General features: G+C 39.9%; 21 protein-coding genes. 7 read left to right on the top strand and 14 right to left on the bottom strand.

The window, feature by feature from the left end; translation table 11 throughout:
• Positions 1–101: 101 nt before the first annotated feature.
• Positions 102–2063 carry a fructose-specific PTS transporter subunit EIIC gene (locus tag IHV09_RS09055; RefSeq protein ID WP_197264255.1) on the bottom strand — a complete coding sequence of 654 codons (1962 nt, stop codon included), beginning with the start codon at positions 2061–2063 and terminating at the stop codon, positions 102–104.
• A 165-nt stretch (positions 2064–2228) separates the two neighbouring features.
• On the opposite strand from IHV09_RS09055, the gene IHV09_RS09050 reads away from it, so the two are divergent.
• Positions 2229–2975 carry a MurR/RpiR family transcriptional regulator gene (locus IHV09_RS09050; protein ID WP_197190359.1) on the top strand — a complete coding sequence of 249 codons (747 nt, stop codon included), beginning with the start codon at positions 2229–2231 and terminating at the stop codon, positions 2973–2975.
• 83 nt (positions 2976–3058) lie between these two features.
• Here the strand turns inward: IHV09_RS09050 and IHV09_RS09045 are convergent, their stop codons facing one another.
• The 6 genes from IHV09_RS09045 to pgsB form a co-directional block, all read right to left on the bottom strand.
• Positions 3059–4297, bottom strand: a complete 1239-nt coding sequence (locus tag IHV09_RS09045; RefSeq protein WP_197189990.1) for a C40 family peptidase — start codon at positions 4295–4297, stop codon at positions 3059–3061.
• 105 nt (positions 4298–4402) lie between these two features.
• On the bottom strand, positions 4403–4708 hold the full coding sequence (locus tag IHV09_RS09040; protein WP_197189991.1) for a CapE family protein: 306 nt from the start codon (positions 4706–4708) through the stop codon (positions 4403–4405).
• Positions 4705–6327, bottom strand: coding sequence for a gamma-glutamyltransferase family protein (locus IHV09_RS09035; RefSeq protein WP_197189992.1), 1623 nt, complete (start codon positions 6325–6327; stop codon positions 4705–4707). The genes IHV09_RS09040 and IHV09_RS09035 overlap by 4 nt, the downstream gene beginning before the upstream one ends.
• 11 nt (positions 6328–6338) lie before the next feature.
• Complete coding sequence (locus tag IHV09_RS09030) at positions 6339–7481, bottom strand: CapA family protein (RefSeq protein WP_197264254.1); 1143 nt, start codon at positions 7479–7481, stop codon at positions 6339–6341.
• An 11-nt stretch (positions 7482–7492) separates the two neighbouring features.
• On the bottom strand, positions 7493–7942 hold the full coding sequence (pgsC, locus tag IHV09_RS09025; RefSeq protein ID WP_137790870.1) for a poly-gamma-glutamate biosynthesis protein PgsC: 450 nt from the start codon (positions 7940–7942) through the stop codon (positions 7493–7495).
• A gap of 9 nt (positions 7943–7951) precedes the next feature.
• On the bottom strand, positions 7952–9133 hold the full coding sequence (gene pgsB, locus IHV09_RS09020; RefSeq protein WP_197264253.1) for a poly-gamma-glutamate synthase PgsB: 1182 nt from the start codon (positions 9131–9133) through the stop codon (positions 7952–7954).
• Positions 9134–9461: 328 nt separating this feature from the next.
• Here pgsB and pssA point away from each other — a divergent pair, with 328 nt between their 5' ends.
• The 3 genes from pssA (at position 9462) to IHV09_RS22385 (ending at position 11461) form a co-directional block, all read left to right on the top strand.
• Positions 9462–10187 (top strand): CDP-diacylglycerol--serine O-phosphatidyltransferase, encoded by a 726-nt coding sequence (gene pssA / locus IHV09_RS09015; protein ID WP_137790872.1) that lies wholly within the window; start codon positions 9462–9464, stop codon positions 10185–10187.
• 143 nt (positions 10188–10330) lie between these two features.
• Positions 10331–10687 carry a hypothetical protein gene (locus tag IHV09_RS09010; RefSeq protein ID WP_197189995.1) on the top strand — a complete coding sequence of 119 codons (357 nt, stop codon included), beginning with the start codon at positions 10331–10333 and terminating at the stop codon, positions 10685–10687.
• 288 nt (positions 10688–10975) lie between these two features.
• Complete coding sequence (locus tag IHV09_RS22385; protein WP_231618232.1) at positions 10976–11461, top strand: hypothetical protein; 486 nt, start codon at positions 10976–10978, stop codon at positions 11459–11461.
• Positions 11462–11558: 97 nt separating this feature from the next.
• Here IHV09_RS22385 and IHV09_RS09000 read toward each other — a convergent pair whose 3' ends face one another.
• Complete coding sequence (locus IHV09_RS09000; protein ID WP_197264252.1) at positions 11559–13301, bottom strand: ABC transporter ATP-binding protein; 1743 nt, start codon at positions 13299–13301, stop codon at positions 11559–11561.
• A gap of 257 nt (positions 13302–13558) precedes the next feature.
• Entirely contained in the window at positions 13559–13717 is a 159-nt protein-coding gene (locus IHV09_RS08995) for a hypothetical protein (protein WP_197189997.1), read from the bottom strand.
• A gap of 224 nt (positions 13718–13941) precedes the next feature.
• On the opposite strand from IHV09_RS08995, the gene IHV09_RS08990 reads away from it, so the two are divergent.
• Positions 13942–15219 carry a helix-turn-helix domain-containing protein gene (locus IHV09_RS08990; RefSeq protein ID WP_197264251.1) on the top strand — a complete coding sequence of 426 codons (1278 nt, stop codon included), beginning with the start codon at positions 13942–13944 and terminating at the stop codon, positions 15217–15219.
• Between the two features lie 401 nt (positions 15220–15620).
• On the opposite strand, the gene IHV09_RS08985 is transcribed toward IHV09_RS08990, so the two are convergent.
• Complete coding sequence (locus IHV09_RS08985) at positions 15621–18062, bottom strand: bifunctional diguanylate cyclase/phosphodiesterase (RefSeq protein ID WP_197264250.1); 2442 nt, start codon at positions 18060–18062, stop codon at positions 15621–15623.
• 372 nt (positions 18063–18434) lie between these two features.
• On the opposite strand from IHV09_RS08985, the gene IHV09_RS08980 reads away from it, so the two are divergent.
• Positions 18435–18698 (top strand): hypothetical protein, encoded by a 264-nt coding sequence (locus IHV09_RS08980; RefSeq protein ID WP_197264249.1) that lies wholly within the window; start codon positions 18435–18437, stop codon positions 18696–18698.
• A 6-nt stretch (positions 18699–18704) separates the two neighbouring features.
• A complete protein-coding gene (locus IHV09_RS08975; protein ID WP_370568964.1) occupies positions 18705–19007 on the top strand; it encodes a YesK family protein in 303 nt (100 codons plus the stop codon).
• Between the two features lie 42 nt (positions 19008–19049).
• Here the strand turns inward: IHV09_RS08975 and IHV09_RS08970 are convergent, their stop codons facing one another.
• The 4 genes from IHV09_RS08970 to IHV09_RS08955 are packed head-to-tail and all read right to left on the bottom strand — an operon-like array spanning position 19050 to position 22486.
• Positions 19050–19343 carry a ferredoxin family protein gene (locus IHV09_RS08970; protein WP_137790879.1) on the bottom strand — a complete coding sequence of 98 codons (294 nt, stop codon included), beginning with the start codon at positions 19341–19343 and terminating at the stop codon, positions 19050–19052.
• Positions 19344–20639 (bottom strand): FAD-dependent oxidoreductase, encoded by a 1296-nt coding sequence (locus IHV09_RS08965; RefSeq protein WP_197264248.1) that lies wholly within the window; start codon positions 20637–20639, stop codon positions 19344–19346.
• Positions 20632–21657, bottom strand: coding sequence for an electron transfer flavoprotein subunit alpha/FixB family protein (locus IHV09_RS08960; RefSeq protein ID WP_197264247.1), 1026 nt, complete (start codon positions 21655–21657; stop codon positions 20632–20634). Before IHV09_RS08960 ends, IHV09_RS08965 begins: the two co-directional genes overlap by 8 nt.
• Positions 21647–22486: an electron transfer flavoprotein subunit beta/FixA family protein gene (locus IHV09_RS08955; protein ID WP_197264246.1), complete on the bottom strand. Its 840-nt coding sequence runs from the start codon at positions 22484–22486 to the stop codon at positions 21647–21649. Before IHV09_RS08955 ends, IHV09_RS08960 begins: the two co-directional genes overlap by 11 nt.
• Positions 22487–22618 lie beyond the last annotated feature (132 nt).

Raw genomic sequence — 22618 nt, 5'->3', positions numbered from 1 at the left:
AAATGTATCCCTGTTCGCTCAAAACACCCTTAGTTTCGCTCAGGAGATTAAATATCTATCAAGATTATTGCTCCTAGAGATCCAAAACCTGAAGAATATCGTTATACTTGTCTCTCTTTTTTCTTTAAAATCGCAAAGCGTATAAAGATGTTGGAGAATGCGATGAATGCTGCGCCGACAACGAGCCCGAGCAAGTAAGCCCAAAGGTTCTCAACGAGCGGCCAGCCCCAAACTGCCGGAAGCGGAAGCCATTGAACAGCTCCAAGCAAGACAGCCGTACTTGCGCCAAGGATCGCACCAATAATGTTGATCGGTATCGTGATCAACGGGTTACGAAGCATGAACGGTATCGCACCTTCAGAAATTGCAAGGAATCCTAATAACAACGAAGTATTTCCTGCTACACGAAGGTCTGCTGGGAATACACGGCGACCGACGATATATTTATCAATGACAACAGCGATTCCAAGGCCGATCGGTGGAATAACGATCGCTAGAACGCGAGCTGTTAACGGATACACTTCATCTGCGGCAAGTCCGATCGCGATTGCACCAGCTGCTTTATTGATCGGTCCACCTAAGTCAAAAGCAGTTGCAGAAGCGATGATCGATGCAAGCACAACGTCACCCGTTCCTTGTGCAGACTCGATCCAGTTGCGTAACACAACGTTCAGACCGCCAAACACAGGATCTACAATATAAAAGTTTAAGAAAAAGATCGAAAGTACAGAGATCGCTGGGATGAGAAACATCGGCTTCATCGCAGCTAAGTTTTTGTTCAACTGTATTTTTCGGTTCAAGAAGCGAGCGATATAACCTGCTGCAAGACCGAGGATCAATGCTCCTAAAAATCCAGACGGAATGCCTTCCGGGTTGTTCCAGAACGTGTAATGAAGTCCCCCTGCAAAAGCTCCTCCGATAAATCCGGCTACAAGACCAACGCGGTCCGCCAGTGAATACGCGACGAACGCGGCAAATATCGGATACATGAATTTGAATATGAGTGCTCCAAACTTATCGAGGTGGTGCAGAATAACGAATAGCTCATTTGAATGTGTAGCATATTTCGGATCTGCAAGTTCGTTTACAAGTCCGAACGGCATCGCACCAAGCTTTGCGATCCCCATCATCAATCCACCTGCTACGATAACCGGAATCATGTAAGAGATCCCTGTCATTACCGCTTGGACCATATCTTTAAAGAATCCGCCTCCGCCACTTGATTGTGTAGTAGAAGATTCTTCTTCCTCTGCTTCAACAACACCATCAGGGTTACTCAGCGCTTTTTGAATCATTTCTTTCCCTTTTCGTAATGGTTCAGCTACACGCGTCTGCACATACGATTTACCTGCAAAACGGTCTTTTTGCTTTGGTGCAATATCTGTTGCAAAGATGACAGCATCCGCGTTTTTTATAACCTCTGCTGATAACTCATCTTCAATTCCGCTTGCACCTTGCTTTTCAACGAGTACAGAAACACCTAGCTCACGTCCTGCTTTTTCCAGAGCTTCAGCTGCCATGTACGTATGCGCGATACCTGTTGCACAAGCTGTAACAGCAACAACGGTCTTCGTGAACTCTTTTTCAGTCGTAACTTCCGTCTTCTTTTCAACATCCAGCCTGTTTAAAAATTCCTCTGTTGTTCCCGCTGACATCAAACCTTCCAAGTAGCCGTCACGCATCAAATTTGTGCTTAGTGTAGACAATACTTTTAAATGCGTCGTTCCGGCTTCACTTTCAGGAATGGCGATCAAGAATACAAGCTGAACTTTATTGTTCGGATCGATACTTTCCCAATCTGCGAGTGGTGTTTTGAGACGAGCTACCGCAAAGACGGCTTGTTTTACCGTTGCCGATTTTCCGTGCGGAATCGCTAGCCCTTTCTCCATGCCTGTCGGAGACTGCTCCTCACGTTTTAACACCGCTTCCAATAAAGCTTCTTCAGATTCTATATAATTTTGTTTTTTAATCTTTGAAATTAGCTGCCGAATAACTTGCTCTTTATTTTGAGCATCCACATCAAACAACACTAAATTCGGATGGGTCATGTTTCTTAGTTCCATGACGTTCACTCCAATCTCCCCTAGTATGAAAGCACTTCCAACTTTCTATACTCTATTTGTAACATGAAAGTAAGCGTTATCTTTGTACAGAGTCCGTACATTTGTACAGAATGAAAAATGGGCTATACTAAAAGAAAGAATCGTACGGAAATGAGGAAGTTAACGATGGGGAAGTTTCTAGATCAGTTCAGCAGCAAGTTAGCTGAACTTACACCGACTGAAAAACAAGTACTGTATTACATAGACAACCATATAGATGAAGCAAAAACGCATTCGTTAACCGAGATCGCAAAAGTGAACAACGTGAGTACAACAACGATTGTACGCATGTCGCATAAGCTCGGACTTGAAGGCTTTTCGGAACTGAAATACATTTTAAAAACGATTGAAAATCAGCATGTCATGTTGAGGGATAATCCGGTTGAGCGCTATAAAGAGGAATTTGTCTCCGCGTTTGAAACGATTCAAAAAACGGAGCTCGAAAAATTGAGTGAGAAAATCGTGAACGCAAAACGTGTGATGGTGGTTGGTGTAGGTCTATCCAAAATGATGGCGGAGTATTTTAGCAAATTGCTCATGCAGACGAACAAACAGACTCATTATACATACGAGTCACACATGATCGACCTTTTACCGAATATGGTGGAACCGAACGACCTCGTGTTCTTTATCTCGTCAAGCGGCGAAACGAAAACACTTGTGCAAGCAGCCGAGAAGCTTTCGTATAAAGTCGTTGATACAGCAGCGATCACGAACGCATCCGACTCTACTTTAGGAAAGATGGTGAAGACGAATTTGAGCATGACCGTCGGCCGGGTGAAGTTCGCAGGCTATGATATTACAGCAAGATCAACATTGATGCTGTTGATCGACCTTTTGTTTGAGAGTTATTTGAAGAGAAGTGTGAAGTAGGACTGTCTACTAGTGAAGAGTACTTCTACATTCAATCAAAAAAAGAGACTAGTCGCATTTCCGACTAGTCTTTATAAATGCCTTTACTTACTAAACCTCTTAACACCTGTTAATTTACCTTTCCAATAAGTATCCTCTAAATAAGAGACAACTACATTTTTTGATCGATTTGCATGTAAAAACTGATTTTCTCCAATATATATGCCGTTATGAGAAATTCCTTTTTTATATGTGTTGCTGAAAAAAACAATGTCTCCAGGCTTTATTTGATCTATTGTAATTTCTGATCCGACAGACCACTGTTTTTCTGCCGTACGCGGTAAATTCATACTAGTCAAATGATCGTGGACAAACTTTACTAATCCTGAACAATCAAATCCAGCTTCCGTTTCTCCTCCAAAGATATAGGGAGTGCCCAAATATTTTTTCGCTTCTTCAATTGTAGGAACATTGGAATTTGTAATTTGGAATCGGCGTGCGCCTGCATATTTACTTCTCCAATAGTCGCTTTTTTTCCAATAAGATATCACAACGCCATTTGAAACCGTAGAAGAGATAAATTGATCGTTGCCGAGGTATAAGCCTACATGTGAGATCTTATCTTTATTATCATTATAAAAGTATAATAAGTCTCCTACCTTTACCTGTTCTTCGATGACTGTCTTACCTAACCTCCACTGCTTCTCAATGGTTCTTGGAATGTTAAAATACATCGAGTTTTCGAAAACATACTGTACAAAACCAGAGCTATCAAACCCTTTTACAGTGTCTCCTCCACTTTTATAAGGAAATCCTAAATAGTCCAGAGACTCTTGTGCTACAGATAGGGTATTGATGTTTTTTGAAGCTAACGCAATACGTCTTCCTTCTTTAAAACTCTTCTGCCAATAAGGATCATTCAAATTACTAATTATTACTCCTTTTTTTGATTGGGCATTGATAAATAAATTAGAACCCATATAGATGCCAGCATGAGTAGCCAAATCTTTAGTATTCTCTCTGCTAAAGAATACTACATCACCTCGTTTTAAATCCTTTTTTGAAACGAGAGTTCCCACCCTATTTTGTTCAGAAATTGTCCTAGGCAGCAAAAGATCATGAGTGTCTTTAAAAACATATTGTATGAACCCGGAACTATCAAAACCACTTGGATCTTCTCCCCCCATTTTATAAGGTGTACCAAGCAATTTGAGCGAACGATTTAATACATCTTCTTTCTCCATAGCATCAACACTTAAATTGTGATCGATAGGATATAACGGAACGATAGCCAGTAAGCAACATCCGATTATCGCCAATAAACGATTTGCCTTAAACCTCATCTTTTTTCCTCTTTCCTTTATGAGTGTTATAGCTTTTATCGACCGTTACGTCTATTACATTAAGTGTTCTAACTAAATATGCTAAAATTAAAAAAGACGACTATTTTAGCCGTCTTTTTCTACTGTTTCTAGATTGAATTTCTTTTGATAGGATACAAGCTTTTTGTTCCAATCGTTTAGTGATGTTTGAAAAAGAATTTCCCCATTCGAATTAAAAACTCTTACTTTGTTACCTATTACCTTTGTATAATTTAATTCAAGGTCCTCTGATAGATTTTCAAATCCATCAATCACTTTTTTTTCTTCTGCACTTAGAACTTCACTTCTTTTAAACGTTGTCATGATCTGTAGCAATCCAAGAATAATAACCACTGGCAGTATAAAGCCCATTAACTTTTTTACTGTTTTCATTTAACCATCCAACTCCCATTACGACGCTTATCTGCAACACCGTAGATTTTATCGTGCTGTTTATCAATGACTAGCGCTTGAATACCTCCATAGAAGGTATTATTTTGATCATAATCAATGGAATAGCCTAGCTTCTTTAATCTTTTTTCAGTACTGTTCGGAAAAGAGGACTCTGCAAATATCTTGTCTTCGTCAAAATAAAATCTTGAATGATCTACAGCATCTTGAAGTGTAACGTCTTTAGATTTAAACTCATTCAATGCTAGAAACAGAGCCATAGGAATTCTACTGCCGCCAGGAGAACCTATCCCTATCGTAAGTTCCTTGTTTTTTATAATGGACGGGGTTGTATAGCTTCTAGATTGCTTTCCTTGTGAATAGTAATTTGCTGATAGCTCTTGAGCACTAAAATTATCCATTTGATTATTTAAGAAGAATCCTTTTATTACTTTTCCTGTTCCAAAAAAGTTACTAAGGGTATTTGTAGCTGAAACGATAGTTCCCTTCTTGTCCATTATTACAAAATGGGTTGTGCTTGTATGTTCTTCATCATCAAACTCCATTTTCTCCGAGATCTTATCACGGTTTATATTTTCTGAGAGTTTGTTCATGTATGACGCTGATAAAAGGTACTTTTCGTTGACCTCATTAAAATACGGATCACTCAAATGATTCGAACGTGAATGGTAAGTTGCTTTTTGTATTTCTCCAGATAAATGGATATATTCACTCATGCCTTCTGAATCTGTGATTTCAAACTTGTTAGCTAGCTTTAACATTTGGATGAAGGTGATACCTGAAAACGGTGGAGGTGCTGAAACAATCTCATACCCATCCACTTTGCTTCGAACTGGCTTTTGGAACTTTACAGAATAACTGTTAAGTTCTTTGTTGCTAATCCCTAAATAATTACTAAGCTCTTTTCCAACTTCACCTGAATAAAAGCCCTCTGCACCCTCACTCTGTATAACTTTCAGGGTATCAGCAAGTTCTTTTTGTTGAACCAATTCATTCGCTTCGATCGTCTGGCCATCTGGAAAAAACGAAGACAGATCAGATGAATCTAAACGATATTTCGCATTCGATAATCGCTCTGAAAGCACTTGATCTGATTTAAAACCCAGTTCAGCTAAATCTACAGCAGGTTCTAGAAGTTCTTCCCAAGAAAGAGAACCATATTTTTTGTGAGCTGCTTCCATACCTTTCACAAAACCAGGAATAGCTGTTTTGTTATTTGTAGTAAGAAATTGGGATGGAGCACGTTCCCGATAGTTAATAAAATCACTTTTCTCGTCATTTTGGATTAACATGCCACCACCGCCACCCATTCCTGAGCCATACGGTTCTACTACATTCAATACAAATGAAACAGCAATAGCAGCATCAACTGCATTACCACCCTGCTCTAGAATGTCGATTCCCGCTCTAACAGCAATGGGGTGAGAAGCAGATACTCCTATTGACCCTGTTTTTTCATAGTTTAATGAGGACTCAAAACCTTTATTTGATTCGTATTTTTTTGTATGCTCTCGTTTATTATTCAAATCGCTTAAATTGAACCATAAAAGCAACACGCCAAAAACAATTGCGGCAATAAAAATTTTTGTCCTAATTTTCATTTTTAGTTTTCCTATTCCTTAATTACATTTTTATGATTAACCTGAAATGATAGCTTTCCATCCTGTCGTTTCCAGACTATACTTTCACCAGTATCTTTTGTTAATTGTCTAAATATCTTTTCTCTAGATAACCAGCTGTTAACAGGAGAAGGTGTTGCTTCTCTTATGCGTAATGGCGTGATTTCAAAGGTTGCCATTCCATCCTTAGAAAGCTTATATTGAACGACGGCACTATCACGCGTTCGGGACCAGCCTTGGTCAAAAACAAAATTGCCTAACGAATAAAAAATAACAGTGTCATTATACTTCTCAACAGTGGAAAGCACATGAGGGTGATGACCGATCACAATGTCGGCTCCTGCATCTGAAAGTGCATGACCTAATCCAACTTGTCGAGGACTTGCCTCAGCATCATATTCTTGTCCCCAATGCATATGGACGACTACAAGATCTGCATTTCTCTTAGCCTCTGAAATAAGAGGCATGAAGATTGTTGGATCGGCGTTTGCTACGCCACCGTCATTTTTTGTAGCTCTTGCGCCTTTTACATAAGCATCCGTAAACCCTAAAGTCGCAATCGTAATACCGTTGATCGACTGGTAAGATGCTTCACCTGCATCTTCAATGTTTTTTCCTGCCCCTACAAAATCCATGTCTGTCTCATTAAAGGTTTCAATGGAGTCCTTTAAGCCTGGTTCTAAATAATCCATAGTGTGATTATTTGCTAGATTCAAAACGGAAAAACCTAAATTCTTCATTGTCTTTACACTATCTGCAGAAGTTTGTAAGTGTATGAATTTATCCGCTTCTTCATAATTATCCGTTTTAGTAACTGGATGCTCAAAATTTCCCGTAACATAATCAGAAGTCTCAAAATAGGGACGAACATTTCTGAATAAGTATTCTTGTCCTTTTTTATCCGTAACTTCCTCCACATGTCTGCCTAGCATAATGTCTCCCACAAATGTACCAGTTAGAAGCGGTGGTTCCCCCTCACTCTTTACAGCAACAGGATCATTCTCAAAAAAGAGATTGTAAGAGATGATTAAAACCACAATTACGATTGTGGAAAGAATGGAATATTTTTTATTTTTCTTTTTTGTACGTTTTAAGAAACGCAAAACTTTTTCTTGAGGTGTTAATACTCTATTCATCTACTATTCTCCTAAAACAGATAATACAATGACATAATGCTGAATGTTAATCCACTAAGTAGCACCGTACTTCCTAATGTCATTGGAATACCTTGTTTTTGAATTGTATTTGCTATTAAACCTGGAACAATTACTCCGATGCCTCTAAACTCATAGATTTCAAAAGGCATAACAGGATATAAATAGTCGAAAACTAATTTGAGAGCTATACCTGTTGTCAGCATAGCTGCAAACTTTCTGCGGCCATACAAAATCATAAATCTGGAGAGTCCATAATTTACGATCAAAAATGTAAGTAAGCTAATAAATAGAACAATTAAAAGAAAAATGGGTTGATCAAAAATAAGTGCTAAATAACCAGGTACAACCAATCCTGCAGGGATAATTCCTGTTTTCTCAGTGAAAATTAAGCTTAAAATAACTCCTAGGACTAATGCTATGTATAAATCAGATCCAAACATATCTGTTCGTTACCCCACTTTTTTTCCGTATTTATTTGTCGAGAATTTTTGAATTAAAGGTTCAGCTGCCCCATGAATATTACCTACCCCATAAATAACAGTATTGTTTAACACAGGTATGATCTTATTAAAGATCTCTTCCGTACCATAACCTTCTAAATTCCACACTTCTTTTGCTTTTATATTTCCTTTATCAAATTCATTAAGAATTGGACTTGTTGTTTCTCCAATCAAAATAAGTATTTCAGCATCTATGTATGGTAAAACATCTTTGGAAAACTGTTCTGTGCGATCCACTCGATCAGCTCGACAGTTCATGATGACTACAGGTTTTTCTGTTGGATATCCTAGTTCAACAATTCGATCCCATATTTTCAAAGTCGATGATGCATCATTTGCAGCAAATCCATTTACAAAATAGGATGGAGAATCTTGATCTCCCATAATCGTTATTCGCATAGCACCAGGATCGGGATTCGCATTTAACATTCCAGTAAATGCAGTATCTTTATCTATTCCAATGGCCTCAGCAACACCAAGTGCCAATGCTGCGTTATCAGGAAAGACCATATATTCAAATTTCCTTAAAAAAGACTCTGTGATTTGTGAGTTATCAGCAACTATCACTTTGGTATTTCGATCCTTGGCTACTTCTTTGTAATAGTCTAAATAGGAATCATCTGTAACAATTAAGTGACCATTGTAAGGAATAGTAGCAGTAAATGCTTCTGCGACCTCATCTAATGTTGGTCCCATAACGTCCATGTGATCTTCCAGGACGTTTACAATCACTCCAATGTTCGCTTGTACTAATTTTTCTTGAAATGTTATTTGATAATCCGGATTTACAGCCATGCACTCACTAATTAATGCTTCACAGCCATGGCTAGCTGCTTTTTGCACGACCCTTCTCTGTTCACCAATATTAGGACCCTCTGGCCTTCTAATTATTGGTTCTTCTTCATCTTTAAACCAAAAAATCATCCTTGCAGAGGTACCAGTTGTCTTTCCTATCGTCTTATAACCTGCCTCCCTTACGATTCCTGTTATTAGACGAGTAACGGTTGACTTACCTCGAATTCCATTGATATTTACTCGAATGGGAATTGATTCAATGCTTTTCTTATGAAATCGCTGTTCATATACCCCATAAAAAATAATTATAGTAAGAATAATAGGTATCAGGATCATATGAATTTTCTCCCCTCTTTTCCATTTGTTATCTAAAAAACTTGTTTTAGTAAAACACACAGGAAATTATTCCGCAATAAGATTACGGGATTGAAAGATTTAATTAATGAAAATTTAACATAGTAACTCTTTTGTCTTTTTCGTCTCGAATATTTTAATGAGACAATCTTGCTTTCCATTCTTTAAAATGTTACAAATAAACTTTCCTATAAATTGAAATAGAGTGGAAATATTTTTATACATTACTGCATGACTTGTAAAAAAACATAACTTTTTCCAATAAAATCATCTATTATATAGAGAAGAGTATTTTTTAAGGACGTGAACAATGAAAAAGCATATTCCAAACTTATTAACTTTAGGAAATCTATTCTGTGGGTTTCTTTCCATCGGTTACGTTTCAAACGGTGATATTCGAAACGCAGCTATCCTCATTTTCATCGCGATGATGCTGGATGCGGTCGACGGAAGAGCAGCTCGGATTTTAGGAGTCTCAGGAAACCTCGGAAAGGAACTCGATTCACTTGCGGATGTTGTCTCATTTGGCGTAGCACCCGCCTATTTTGTAGCGAATACCTACTTCGCTCATCTGGGAATGTGGGGCTTTCTGTTTGCAGGTCTTTTTCCACTATTCGGTGCATACCGTCTAGCGCGTTTTAACATTACGGCAGCGGAAGAATCGATGAAATATTTTAAAGGAATCCCGATCCCGCTTGCAGGTGGAATCGTTGTATTCTTAGTCTTTTTTGTAAAATGGATTCCACTATGGATTTTTGTTCTTCTCTTTTACGGACTCGGTCTCTTAATGGTAAGCACGATCAAGATTCCAAGCTTCAAGGATATCCCGATGCCGCGATACGGAACGATCATCTCGCTATTCTTGTTTTACATGTTTTACTTGCTTGCGAAGAACCGATTCGAAAGCGTACCGATCTTCTTTTATGTCGCACTAGCTACTTACTTCCTATTTATCGGAGTTCGTTTTATTAAGGTAAAAGAGATCAAGATCAGACGGCCGAGACGACCTCGTCGTAACAAAAGAAGACGCTTCTAACGTTCACCTACCAGATGCTAAAGATTTTCGGCATCTGGTTTTATTTTTGAATCATCTTTTCCTCTCTCCCTTCATATAATGTCACAATAAGCGAAACATGTACTTTGTGAAATGGACAAATCATGTTTGAGAGGAGAGATGGTATGAACAACTACCCAAACCTTAGGGAGTTCTATGAAAAGGTGCCTATTTTAATCGGTGAAAATGATCGGGCTGCTCTAAAGAACACAGCTCAGGAAGACGACGCAGCACTTGAGAGCTCCACACATTGGCTCATCGCGATGGAAGGCAGTGAAAAGCAACGAAATGTTTACCACTGGAAGGTGCTCATCTATCCTTCACAAACGAAAGTGATACATTGCTATAAATCGCCGTACTACGCGTCGCAGCACTTCGCATCCATCTATGAAGCGATCGAGTACTCCAATGAATTAAGTCAAAAAGCCCGCGAAGATCTGCTAAGCACAATTGAAAAGCCTGTCCTACAAAGAGAAGCATAACGTGATTCATCCTCGCTTTTCTTTTTGCTACAGATTGTGAAACAGTGTACATAGAAGAAAAACCATATAAGAAATACACCAATGAAGTGGATGATAAACCAGTTCATTTTTATTATGTTTTTTTCATAAATTGGTGCAGACGTACTTACATAATAAAGGTATAGTAGGAAAATAAGGAAATAAGACAATTATGAACGTTTTAAAGAGGAGAATAACGATGAACGAAGCACACCAAGAGGACGTTACCTCATTTCAAGACCAACAGAAGAAAATTCATGGTACTAAAAGATGAAATCTTCAACGTATAAAGTTTCTTGCTTTCCTATAATAAGTTTTATGACAGCAGGAGTAATCACCTTATTGCTCCCGTTAAGTAATATAAAGGAGTTCTATAAACATCTTCCTGCAGCACTCTTTCTTTTCATTTTTTCGGTTGTACTTATTGGTTATTCTATTTATCTACTTCAAAAAAGAAAGAGTAACCTAGGTTTTTATTGGGATGCTGAAGGCGTTGTGATCGATTTAAGAGGAAACAAAATTCTCTGGAGTGAAATTGAGGATATTACGTTTTTCAAAAGTTCGGTTACGTCTACGCGCTCTTCAGTCATCTATACTCATTACACCCATCACGAAACCATAAGAGAAAGGCACAAGAAAATGATGCCTGTCACATCACATTCTGTGGAATGGATTATTATTGAAAGACCGAAAGACTATCATGATAACCTTATGCAAGCATGGGAAAAGATAAAGAATAAAAAGACTTTCATTTGAGAGTCTTTTTTTAATGTTCAACAAGTTTCGTATAACTATAATCGAAATGAAAAACAGCCACTCCTATAAAATAAGGAGTGACCATTTATATAAACATCTAGTATTGTACTTCAAACTGCTTATTGTAAAGCTGTGCATATGTTCCATTGCGGCTAAGCAATACTTCGTGCGTCCCTTCCTCCACAATGCCTTCGTTTGTTAGCACAATAATTCGTTCAGCATTGCGGATCGTGGAAAGGCGATGAGCAATAACAATCGTCGTACGCCCTTTTGCTAGTGACTCGAGAGATTCCTTGATTACAGCTTCTGATTCATTATCCAGCGCACTCGTCGCTTCATCGAGAATCAGGATAGACGGATTTTTCAAAAATACACGAGCGATACTGAGCCGTTGCTTCTGACCACCAGAAAGCTTCACTCCTCGTTGACCGATGTCAGCGTGATACCCATTTGGCAAGCTCATAATAAACTCGTGAGCGTTGGCTTGCTTTGCTGCCGCCACCACTTCTTCATCAGTCGCTTCATTATTACCATAACGAATATTCTCCATCACCGTTCCCGCGAACAAATAAACGTCCTGTTGCACAACACCAATCTGATTTCTCAAATCATTTAAATCAAGCTCTTTTATGTTCACACCATCAAGCTGCACTTCCCCTTCTGTCACTTCATAAAAGCGAGGAATGAGCGAGCAGAGTGTTGTCTTCCCCGCACCAGATGGACCGACTAACGCAACGTACTCTCCAGGCTTTATATGAAGGTAAAGATTCGAAAACACAGAATCCAAATGCGGTTCGTACTGAAATTTCACTTCCTTAAATACAATTTCCCCTTTTACCAAGGAAAGCTTTCTCGCATCTGTATGACTTTCAATGTCTGGCTTCAGGTTCATGATCTCCATAAAACGCTGAAAGCCTGTAATGCCTTCTTGAAACTGTGTGCTCATATGAGTCAGACGCTGAATAGGCTCCACCATATAGCCCACATATAACAAAAACGTGATCAGATCAGCTAAATCCAAATTTTGATTGACGATACTTGCGCTGCCGAACACAACAACGGTAATCGTAATGAGCTGAATCAAGATCTGTATGCTGTTATAAAAAGTTGCTTCTACTTTATACGTGTTTCTTCGACTTTCTAAGAAACGAAGATTTTCTTTATTAAACTTACGGATCTCCACTTGTTCGTTCGCAAAAGATTTTACGACCCGAATGCCTGAAAGTGTATCTTCAAGCTGAGCATTGATATCTGCAATCCGCTCTTTATTTCGCCGCAAAGCAACGTTCTCTTTCTTGTTAAAATAGAGCGAGAGAAAACCGATGATCGGTAGGAACAAAAATACCGCAAGTGTTAAAGGCACATTGATAAAAAACAGAATCACAAATGCTCCTACGAACCTCACGAAATATTTGACGTAATCTTCTGGACCATGATGATACAGTTCAGCAAGTAAAAATAAGTCGTTCGTTACACGAGACATAAGTTGGCCCGTCTTTTCTTTATCGTAAAAGCTAAAAGAAAGTTTCTGTAAGTGCTGAAACAATTCGCTGCGAATATCACTTTCCATTAGGGCACCGACCACATGTCCTTTATAGTCGACGAAGTACGTTCCGAGATTCTGAATAACAACTAATACGAACATGATTCCGCCGATCCAGTAAACTTTATGAAGAGCAACAGACAAGTCCCCTTCTAAAACATCTTTGGTTATATACCGAACGAGCAACGGAAGGATGAGTGTGATTCCAGAAACAATAAACGCAATAATTAATACAGATAGAAATAACCCTAAATACGGTTTGTAATAGGAGAAAAAACGTTTGATTGGAAAATTCATGATTTACCCCTTTTGTGTTTTTTACGAGGCACACATAAGGGGACACACCGTCTATAAGTTAAGAACGTGTTCCACCCTTATATGTTTGTACGGTTTGAGTAGTCATGTTTCTCATGTTAAATTCCTCCTTGTTCATTAGTACTATTATTGTAAATGATTACAGAATATTCTGATACATAATTTTTTAAGTCAAACAAAAAAACTCAAGTAGTGGTCATATTCACTCTTGAGTCAGTTCATGTTTATATAGTCATTTATCATGGCTGGGCATTAACTTCCGATTTATGAACCAAAATAACACGCGGTATATATGGTTCGTTTACTTTTCTGATCTCAAGAAAATCAGATGAATACACGTGAAGCACTTTGTGTAATTCATCATGGTATGTTACAAGATCGCCTCTTTCAATAGTCATAGCCTTCACCCTAGTTGTTAGTTTCTATAGATAATTATACCTAATAAATAGCCCATGAAAATTGGGAAACATGAAGTGATTTAGGGGTTATATTGCAATTATTAAAGACTAGTTTCCTCTTACAGTTAAAGTTCATGTATATTTAGAGAAGGGAAAAAATTTACCGTGAGCTTATACCTAATAATTGTAAATCCAATTTATGAACAAAGGCGGGGTAACAAAAAATGAACTTAGGGGAAAAGATTCGTTATTTCCGAAAAGTCAAAAACTTATCCCAGCAAGAACTCGCTGTCGGGATATGTTCGGTTCCTTATTTAAGTAAGATTGAGAACGGAGTCACTGAACCTTCAGAAGAAATACAGCAGCATCTAGCAGAACGATTAGCTATCAGACTTCATACTAAAAACGAAAAAAGTATCATGCAAAATTACGTAGATCTCTTCTATTCTCTATATATGAGAGATTATTCAACTGCAAAGCAAAAATATGATAATTTGATAGATTTACCTTCACAATCCGTAGAAGAGGATATCTTGAACAAAATTTTTAAAAGTATGTACATCATGATGACTACACAAGAAATAGATGGTGTACCTGAAATGTTAGATGAAGTTGGTTATATTGACGATGTGATCAAAGGGGAAAAAGCTTTTTACTATCTGCTGGCTAGATCACAACTCAGTTTTTTTATGGAAGAATTTGAAGACTCACATAGCTATGCTTTAAAAGCTGAAAAATTGTTAGAAGAACATCGTTTTCAGGAATGGGAAAGAGGCTACTTGCTCTACATGATTGGTCTTACAGCTAATCAGCTATTTAAAAGCATTACCGCTCTAGAATACACACAATCGGCTCTAACCATATTTGAAAAAACCTATTTCTTTAAAAGATGTGCAGATTGTAGGATTATACTTGCTATCGTCCAAACGAGGATTAAAAATTTCGATGAATCTATTAAGCAATTACTCCTAGCTGAAACCATCGCGAATTCGTTTGGTGATGAAGTAATTAAAGGGATTGTCTACCATAATTTAGGTAGTATTGCGAATCATAAAGGTGAAACGGAAAAGGCGATCGAACTATTTTCTAGAAGTTTACAAGCAAAAGAGAGTGAACCTTTTATCGCTAAAGTTATGACGATTTATGCATTAATCAAAAGTTATGAAAAAACAAACCAACCTCAAAAAGGCTTACAGTTATTGAATACTTGGATGGATCACGTGGAAGGTAACCCCATTTTCAGAGGATATGAACTGCATTTTCTTTATCACAAAGAACTGTTTACTCATGGGGAGCTTAATGAATCAACCGTTCAATTCATGATAAAAGAAATGATTCCTTACTTTAGAAAAAGAAACGAGTGGATCTTTTTAGCAGAGTATTACCCGATACTCGGAAAATACTTTGAAGATCATCAAAAATATAAGCAAGCAAGCATGTACTATAGTTCCGCTATGGAAGCCATGAGAAAGATGTATGACTTAGGTGTAACATATATTTAGGGATGCAACCGACACTATCGATGAACAAGATAAACGAAGCAGAAACATAGAAATAAAGATGAAAAAGCATAAAGAAGAGACTCTTTTTTAGTTATTCCTTGTGATTCAAAGTAACTTCTCACAACGTATAATAAGTATAGGGTTGAAAATAAAACCAACATATCAAATAAGAAACGGCCAGCACTAAATGCACTAAAAGAACTCTTCAGTTCTTCATTAGTAGTGGCTAAAACACTTAAGTAGAAAATACAAAAGTAAGAAAGAAACTGTTTAATCTTCATCTTTGTTTTTCCTTCCCTAGTTTTAGGTTCTTATTTTACCACAAGTCTGATTTTATTCACTTAAAACCCCCATCTCAATGTGTAAGGTGGGGGTTTTAAGTGTTATTTTTTTGTATCAATTCAGATTAAACTAACTTCACTCACTGATCGCTCTTGTAAAATCACACCCAATTCTTCAGCTGAAATCGGCCTGCTGAAGTAATACCCTTGCGCCTCGTTACATTGCTTTTGCTGCAGAAACTGAAGCTGTTCTTCCGTCTCTACCCCTTCTGCTATTACCTTCAAATCTAAATTATGAGCCATCGCGATAATTGTTTCAACGAGTGAAGCGTCTTTCGGATCTGCATAGATGTTACGCGTAAAGCTTTGATCAATCTTTAGCGTATGAATCGGGAACGTCTTCAGGTAGCTTAGGGACGAATAGCCTGTTCCAAAGTCATCGATCGATAGATGAATTCCCATCTCTTTCAGCAGCTGCATTTTCGCAACAGCATATTTCGAATCTTGAATGATACTTTCAGTTAGCTCAAGCTCTAAATATTGTGGCTCAAGCTCAGTTTCTCTCAAAATTCTACTCACCCGCTCAACAAGATCACTCTGCTGAAATTGACGCGATGAAATGTTGACGGCCATTCGTAACGGCGCATATCCAGCGTTTTGCCACGCTTTATTTTGACGACAAGCTCCATGAAGCACCCATTCTCCGATCTGAAGAATCAGACCCGTTTCTTCGGCAATCGGAATAAATTCAGCTGGTGAGATCGTCCCCCATTCCGGATGATGCCAGCGTAAAAGAGCTTCAACTCCAATGATGCCGCCGGTTTCAACATCGATTTGAGGCTGGTACACAATCTTAAACTCATCGCGTTCCAATGCCTTTCGAAGACCGATCTCCAGCTTCATTTTCTTAGTAACGGCCTCATTCATCTCTGGTGTATAAAATTGAAAGTTGTTCTTCCCTTGTTCCTTCACACGATACATCGCCGTGTCTGCGTTCTTGATCAATGTTTCAATATCACGGCCATCTCCTGGATACATCGCAATTCCGATCGACGGAGTCACAAAGAGCTCTTGCTCATTGACCATTACAGAGCTGCTAAACAGATCTACGATTTGCTGTGCGATTTTTGAGACTTCATCTGCTGTTGTGTTCGGTATGAGTACGATAAACTCATCTCCACCCTGACGGCAGACCGTATCATTCTTTCCTACACATGCTTGGATGCGCTTTGCAATTTCAATTAACAATTGATCTCCGACCGCATGTCCTAACGTATCATTGATGTACTTGAAACGATCGAGATCAATGAACATGATGCCAATTGTCTGCTTGTTCTCATCTGCCAATTCAAGCGCTTGAGAAAGACGGTCGTTCAACAGAAGTCGATTCGGAAGCCCTGTTAAAGGATCGCGGTAGACCATCTGATTAATTTTCTTCTCGTTTCTTTTTCGCTCCGTAATGTCACGAATGATGCTGCTAAAATAAACTTGATCATCTTCCTGCCATGCTGCGAGTGACAGTTCAATCGGAAATTCACTTCCATCCTTCCGAAGTCCTTCTAACTCAACCGTGTTGCCGATCACTTTTGGTTCTCCAGACAACAGATAACGTTCCATGCCTTGCTGATGAGCAACTTTAAACTTGTCCGGTATTATGATCTGCAATTTTTTTCCTAGTGCTTCTTTTTCGTTAAAACCAAAGATCAGCTCTGCTCCTTTATTCCACGAGATGATGGTTCCTGTTCGATCTGACAGAATAATAGAATCGTTGGCAGACTCAATAACAGAGCGGAACTTTCTTTCTGATAGAATCGACTGATACTCAAACCTTCGATCGATGAACGTGCTGATGAACACCATCCCTAATAGAATGAGGATTACGATTCCGATCGCATAAGCTAATAGGGTGCTGTTAAACGGTGTTGCTGCTAGATCCGTGTGATGCTGATGCCCTTTGTAGGATGCAGCGGACATACCCGTATAATGCATGCCGGAAATGGCGATACCCATGAGTACCGCACTCCCTAGCTTCACGAGCCATATTTTACTTGTTTTATAGTTTTGGCTAACAAACGAAAGTAGATAAAGAGCTACGACTGATGCGACAAAAGCAATGACCGCCGAAAGTGTCCATAATACTGGATTGTAGTTTATTTCAGCGTTCATTTTCATCGCTTCCATACCCGTGTAATGCATAGAAACGATACCCGTCGCCATGAAAAGAGCTCCTAACAATACCTGCTTTTTCCCCATAACAGGACGGCTGATGATATAAAGTGCGATTCCGGAAGAAAGAATCGCTGGAATGATTGAAACAATGACGAGTGTTACATCATAAGTGACCGAGATCGATAAGTGAAAAGCAAGCATCGCCACGAAATGCATGGCCCAGATGCCCATCCCCATCGCAAAAGCTCCCGAGATCATCCAAATGTACCGTGCGTATGATTTTGTTTTTTGTACCTGTATCCCTAAATCCAGCGCAGCATAAGAAGCTATGACTGCAATAATGATTGATAGAGAAACAAGCGGAATGTGATATGTACTAGAAACGGCGTCCATTTATAGAAACTCTCCTTGTTAATGAATCGAAATTACTTTACATATTCTATATCGGTAAAATATTTACTGTATTAAGAGAGGGTAATAATAATATTTTTAAACAGTTGTTTAATTCGAAAGTAGACCCTTTTGAGCGAAACAGGTGCTAGTTGGAGTGAAACGTTGACGGTTCTGGGTGAAACAGCATTCATTCTGAGTGAAACGGCTGTAGAATTGAGCGAACGTGTAATAAAAATAAGAACACGTACCGTAAAAACAAGCTAAAATCATGTGACTATCGTTAATTAAAGAAGACTCATACAAAATAAAGGGAAATTATGTATAATGTAATTAAATGGAAATAAATCTGAATCGATTATTAGGAGTGGTCTCATGGTGTTAAAAAGAAATGCTGGCATACTTTCAATTCTTTCTTTATTAATCGCAGGATCTCCAATCATTCTCGCTGCATATAGCCCATTCATTGCGGACAATATGTTTCCTATTTTTTTCACATTTATCGCCTTATCTTTGTTCTTTGCTTTTTACGCAAAAAAAGGATCATCCAAACGTATTGCAACAACTTTAGTTTTTGGATTCATAGGCTTGGCCGCGCTCTTGTTTTTAGGCATGCATCTCTTCTGGTCTAAGCCTTAATCCACTATAATAGCAGGAGGAAATTATCATGTTTTTTGGAATGCCTTTCTTATTAGCTTAGTTCCAGGCGTAATCGTCCTCTTTCTTACGTGGTGGCTAAGAAAAAAGAACGTCTCTTTGTTCATAAAACTTCTGCCCTGTTTGTTAACCGTGATTAGCTCCTTGGTCATTTTTTATGTGAGTATAGAGTTCATTCGAGGTTTTGAAGGAGCAGCTTACGGGATCCTCGCGTTTTTCTTACTTGGAGCTGCTGCTTATTTCCTTGCTACAAAAAGAATCACCGTCATTTCAAACACAAAAAAAGGATAACCTGGCTTAAACCCCAGGTCATCCTCATCTTTTCCAGCCGTTTTACCCCAAACGAAACACAATCCCATGTCCGCCTTTTGGATATTCCCACTTAATGTTTTGATGGGGACAACCGATTCGGCAGCTTCCGCACTCGTGACAGCCTTCGTACCCGACGTGCATCCGGATCTCTTCCCATTTATACACTTCTGCCGGACAGAAAATCGTGCAGATTTTATCAGGACAGTGGTTCAGACAAACATCGGCATCCATAACGGTAAGATGTGACTTCGTGTCTGCGTTAAAACGAACGAGATACTGTTTTTCTTCGATGCTCTGACACTTTTTTTCGCTCATTTACTTCATCACCTTCCACGCCCGGTAAGCGTCACGAGCTAGTTTGAATTTCTCTCCAGCCGTTCCTACATCACGCCAAATTTTCTTCTGTTTCTCCCATTTCGATGAACCATCTACCGTAAACATTTGGCTCGCCGCTTTGTTCACCATCGGAATGTACTTATCAAAATACTGAGGAAACTTATCAAAATGATGCGTCGAATCTTTATACTTTTTCATATCCTGACCGACAAAGCTGCTCATCAAGCGTGTTTTATAATGATTGAGTGTCGCTTCCGAATAGTCATCACGTTCCTTAGCGAGAAGCACCGCTTCAGCTGCGAACTGACCGGACTTCATCGCAAGGTTCGAGCCTTCACGGTGAATCGCGTTCACGAGCTGGGCGGCGTCTCCAACAACGAGCACCCCGTTGCCCGCTACTTTTGGCATGGATTTGTAGCCACCTTCTGGAATCATGTGCGCCAAATATTCGACCGGCTCTCCTCCCGCGATGTACGGTCTGATCATCGGGTGGTTCTTCACATACTCCAAGAGCTCATATGGTTTTATCTTATGCTTGATAAGTCCAGATAGAAGTGAGCCGACACCTAAGCTCAGCGTGTCTTTGTTCGTATAGAGAAATCCGGTCCCGAGAACCCCTTTTGTCGCGTCACCAAAAAGCTCGATTGTCGTTCCTTGATTCTCTTCTAAATTAAATCGGTCCTCGATCGTCTTTTTGTCGAGCTTAATAATTTCCATTGTGGCGAGGGCCACTTCATCAGGCCTGAACTCTTTGTGGAAGCCGAGTGACTTTGCTAACAACGAATTCACGCCATCAGCCAATACGACAACGTCCGCGTACAGGTCACCGTCTGGTCGATCCGTTCGTACTCCCACTACTTTTCCGTTTTCCACGATACACTCTAGAACAACGGTTTCGTTCACCAAAAGGGCACCCTGCTCAACAGCCTTCCCCGCAAACCATTGATCAAATTTTGCCCGCAGTACCGTAAAGTTGTTGTACGGTTCCTGTCCCCATTCCATTCCTTTGTACCCGACGGTTACAGCCGATTCTTTGTCCATCATCATAAACCGTTGCTCTACGACCGGTCGCTCGAGCGGCGCTTCTTTCCAAAACTCTGGGATCACGTCCTCCATCATTTTGCGATAAAGAACACCGCCCATGACGTTCTTCGAGCCAGGATACTCACCGCGTTCGATAAGCAATACGTTTACGCCTGCTTTTGCAAGTTCATATGAACAGGAAATGCCGGCAGGACCTGCACCAACGACGATCACATCAAACTTTTCAGACATGGTCCACCACCTCCTGGTTAAACGCTTGTTTAAACTGTTGAATCAGAAGCGGTACGATTTCAAAGGCATCCCCTACAATGCCGTAATGACTTGATTGAAAGATCGGAGCTTCCGGATCGTTATTGATCGCGATGATCAGCCCTGAGTTCTGCATTCCAACAATGTGTTGGATGGCTCCAGAAATACCAATAGCAAAATAGATTTTTGGCGTAACGGTTAATCCTGTCTGCCCCACTTGGTGATGGTGCTCGACCCATCCGGCCTCCACAACATCACGGCTCGCACCAACCGCCGCGCCTAACGTTTCAGCGAGATCATGAATTACCTGGAATCCTTTCTCACTGCCCAGTCCTTTACCGCCAGCAACAACAATATCCGCTTCATCGATTCGAACCTTCTGCGTCGTGAACTGTACGATCTCGAGCACTTTTGTTCGAATGTCTTCTTCTTTTATAGAAGCTGTTTCTTCTATTAATTGTCCTCTTCGACCCGGTTCAGGCGTGAGTGCTTTCATCACTTTTGGCCGTACCGTCGCCATCTGTGGTCTATACTTTTTACATAAAATCGTTGCCATAATGTTACCGCCAAACGCTGGTCGGCTCGCAAGCAGCAATCCTGTGTCTTCTTCTATATCTAAAATGGTAGAGTCCGCAGTGAGTCCTGTTGGTAAGTCCGTCGCAACCGCGCTCGCCAAGTCTTTTCCGGTCGATGTTGCACCATATAAAATAACTTCAGGTTTATGCTTCTGACAGCATTCTAACAGTGCTTTCATATAGGACTCGGTTCGGTAGTTTTTAAAAATAGTGTCATCATACACAAAGACCGTGTCCGCTCCGTATTCATAAAGCGTGTCGGCAAGATGTGTGACGTTCTCTCCAATTAATACGCCAGCAAGCTCGGTGCCACGTTTGTCGGCGAGTTCCTTCCCTGCTCCTAACAACTCGAGTGAAACCGGAACGACTTCACCGTCTTTTACCTCAATAAACACCCAAATGCCTGAATACTCCTCAAAGCTCAACGCCGGACCCTCCCTTCACTGCAAAAAGTTCTTTTTTCTCTAAAAGAAGATTCAGTAGCTTTTCTGTTTGCTCAGCTGCATCCCCTTCTAGCATCTCTCCGCCACTCGGTTTAGTCGGTGCCCACACTTTTGAAACGATCGTCGGTGAGCCTTTCAGTCCGAGCTGTGTTCTCTCCACATCCTCTAGATCAGCGACCGCCCAGATCACCGGCTGATAGCGAGCCGCTTTCAGCATGTTTGTCATCGATGAATATGGAACGTCATTGATCTCTTTTTCCACCGACATCAAGCACGGCATCGTCGATTGAATGACTTCATATCCGTCCTCCAGCTTTCGGTGAACGATCGCATACCCTTCTTCTATGTTGATCTCTTTTACCTTATTAACCGAAGTGAGTGGTGGCATGTCTAACCGGCGTGCGATTCCAGGACCTACTTGTCCGGTATCACCGTCGATCGTCATCTTTCCGCAGATGATCAGGTCGACGGGCTTGATTTGCGAGATTTTCTCGATCGCTTTCGTAAGCGCATAGCTCGTCGCAAGTGTATCCGCTCCCGCAAACGCTCGGTCTGAGATCATATACCCTTCATCTGCCCCGATCTCGATGCATTTTTTGATCGCTTTTACCGCTGGCGGAGGACCCATCGTCAATACCGAGACCGTCCCACCATATCTCTTTTTCAGGCGCACCGCTTCTTCTACCGCATGCGCGTCGTATGGATTGAGTATCGCAGGCGCACTCGCGCGGTCCATCGTATTCGTCTTCGGATTCATCTTGATGATCTTCGTATCAGGCACCTGCTTGATGCAAGCCACAATATGAAGCATTCGACCCCTCCTCTAATCACAGGCATTTCTCACATAAGAAGCACTTGTATGATGATTATTACTACTATATGGAGGGCTTGTTCAATACATGACGGATTTCTTTTGAACATAAAAAAGAGACTCTTTTGGAAA

The sequence above is a fragment of the Fictibacillus sp. 23RED33 genome, assembly GCF_015903925.1.
Classification (GTDB): Bacteria; Bacillota; Bacilli; order Bacillales; family Fictibacillaceae; genus Fictibacillus; species Fictibacillus phosphorivorans.
The sequence above is the reverse complement of the archived record's forward strand: the minus strand, read 5'-3'. Positions and strand labels throughout refer to the sequence as shown.

What these genes read in the sequence shown, in the direction of transcription:
- IHV09_RS08965 (WP_197264248.1), bottom strand. Translation starts at nt 20,639, where the DNA reads ATGTCTGAAAAGTTTGATGTGATCGTCGTTGGTGCAGGTCCTGCCGGC.
- IHV09_RS09030 (WP_197264254.1), bottom strand. Translation starts at nt 7,481, where the DNA reads ATGAATAGAGTATTAACACCTCAAGAAAAAGTTTTGCGTTTCTTAAAA.
- IHV09_RS08980 (WP_197264249.1), top strand. Translation starts at nt 18,435, where the DNA reads ATGGTGTTAAAAAGAAATGCTGGCATACTTTCAATTCTTTCTTTATTA.
- IHV09_RS08995 (WP_197189997.1), bottom strand. Translation starts at nt 13,717, where the DNA reads ATGACTATTGAAAGAGGCGATCTTGTAACATACCATGATGAATTACAC.
- IHV09_RS08990 (WP_197264251.1), top strand. Translation starts at nt 13,942, where the DNA reads ATGAACTTAGGGGAAAAGATTCGTTATTTCCGAAAAGTCAAAAACTTA.
- pgsB (WP_197264253.1), bottom strand. Translation starts at nt 9,133, where the DNA reads ATGATCCTGATACCTATTATTCTTACTATAATTATTTTTTATGGGGTA.
- IHV09_RS09040 (WP_197189991.1), bottom strand. Translation starts at nt 4,708, where the DNA reads ATGAAAACAGTAAAAAAGTTAATGGGCTTTATACTGCCAGTGGTTATT.
- IHV09_RS09010 (WP_197189995.1), top strand. Translation starts at nt 10,331, where the DNA reads ATGAACAACTACCCAAACCTTAGGGAGTTCTATGAAAAGGTGCCTATT.
- IHV09_RS09000 (WP_197264252.1), bottom strand. Translation starts at nt 13,301, where the DNA reads ATGAATTTTCCAATCAAACGTTTTTTCTCCTATTACAAACCGTATTTA.
- IHV09_RS08985 (WP_197264250.1), bottom strand. Translation starts at nt 18,062, where the DNA reads ATGGACGCCGTTTCTAGTACATATCACATTCCGCTTGTTTCTCTATCA.
- IHV09_RS09055 (WP_197264255.1), bottom strand. Translation starts at nt 2,063, where the DNA reads ATGGAACTAAGAAACATGACCCATCCGAATTTAGTGTTGTTTGATGTG.
- pssA (WP_137790872.1), top strand. Translation starts at nt 9,462, where the DNA reads ATGAAAAAGCATATTCCAAACTTATTAACTTTAGGAAATCTATTCTGT.
- IHV09_RS08970 (WP_137790879.1), bottom strand. Translation starts at nt 19,343, where the DNA reads ATGAGCGAAAAAAAGTGTCAGAGCATCGAAGAAAAACAGTATCTCGTT.
- IHV09_RS08955 (WP_197264246.1), bottom strand. Translation starts at nt 22,486, where the DNA reads ATGCTTCATATTGTGGCTTGCATCAAGCAGGTGCCTGATACGAAGATC.
- IHV09_RS09050 (WP_197190359.1), top strand. Translation starts at nt 2,229, where the DNA reads ATGGGGAAGTTTCTAGATCAGTTCAGCAGCAAGTTAGCTGAACTTACA.
- IHV09_RS22385 (WP_231618232.1), top strand. Translation starts at nt 10,976, where the DNA reads ATGAAATCTTCAACGTATAAAGTTTCTTGCTTTCCTATAATAAGTTTT.
- IHV09_RS09045 (WP_197189990.1), bottom strand. Translation starts at nt 4,297, where the DNA reads ATGAGGTTTAAGGCAAATCGTTTATTGGCGATAATCGGATGTTGCTTA.
- pgsC (WP_137790870.1), bottom strand. Translation starts at nt 7,942, where the DNA reads ATGTTTGGATCTGATTTATACATAGCATTAGTCCTAGGAGTTATTTTA.
- IHV09_RS09035 (WP_197189992.1), bottom strand. Translation starts at nt 6,327, where the DNA reads ATGAAAATTAGGACAAAAATTTTTATTGCCGCAATTGTTTTTGGCGTG.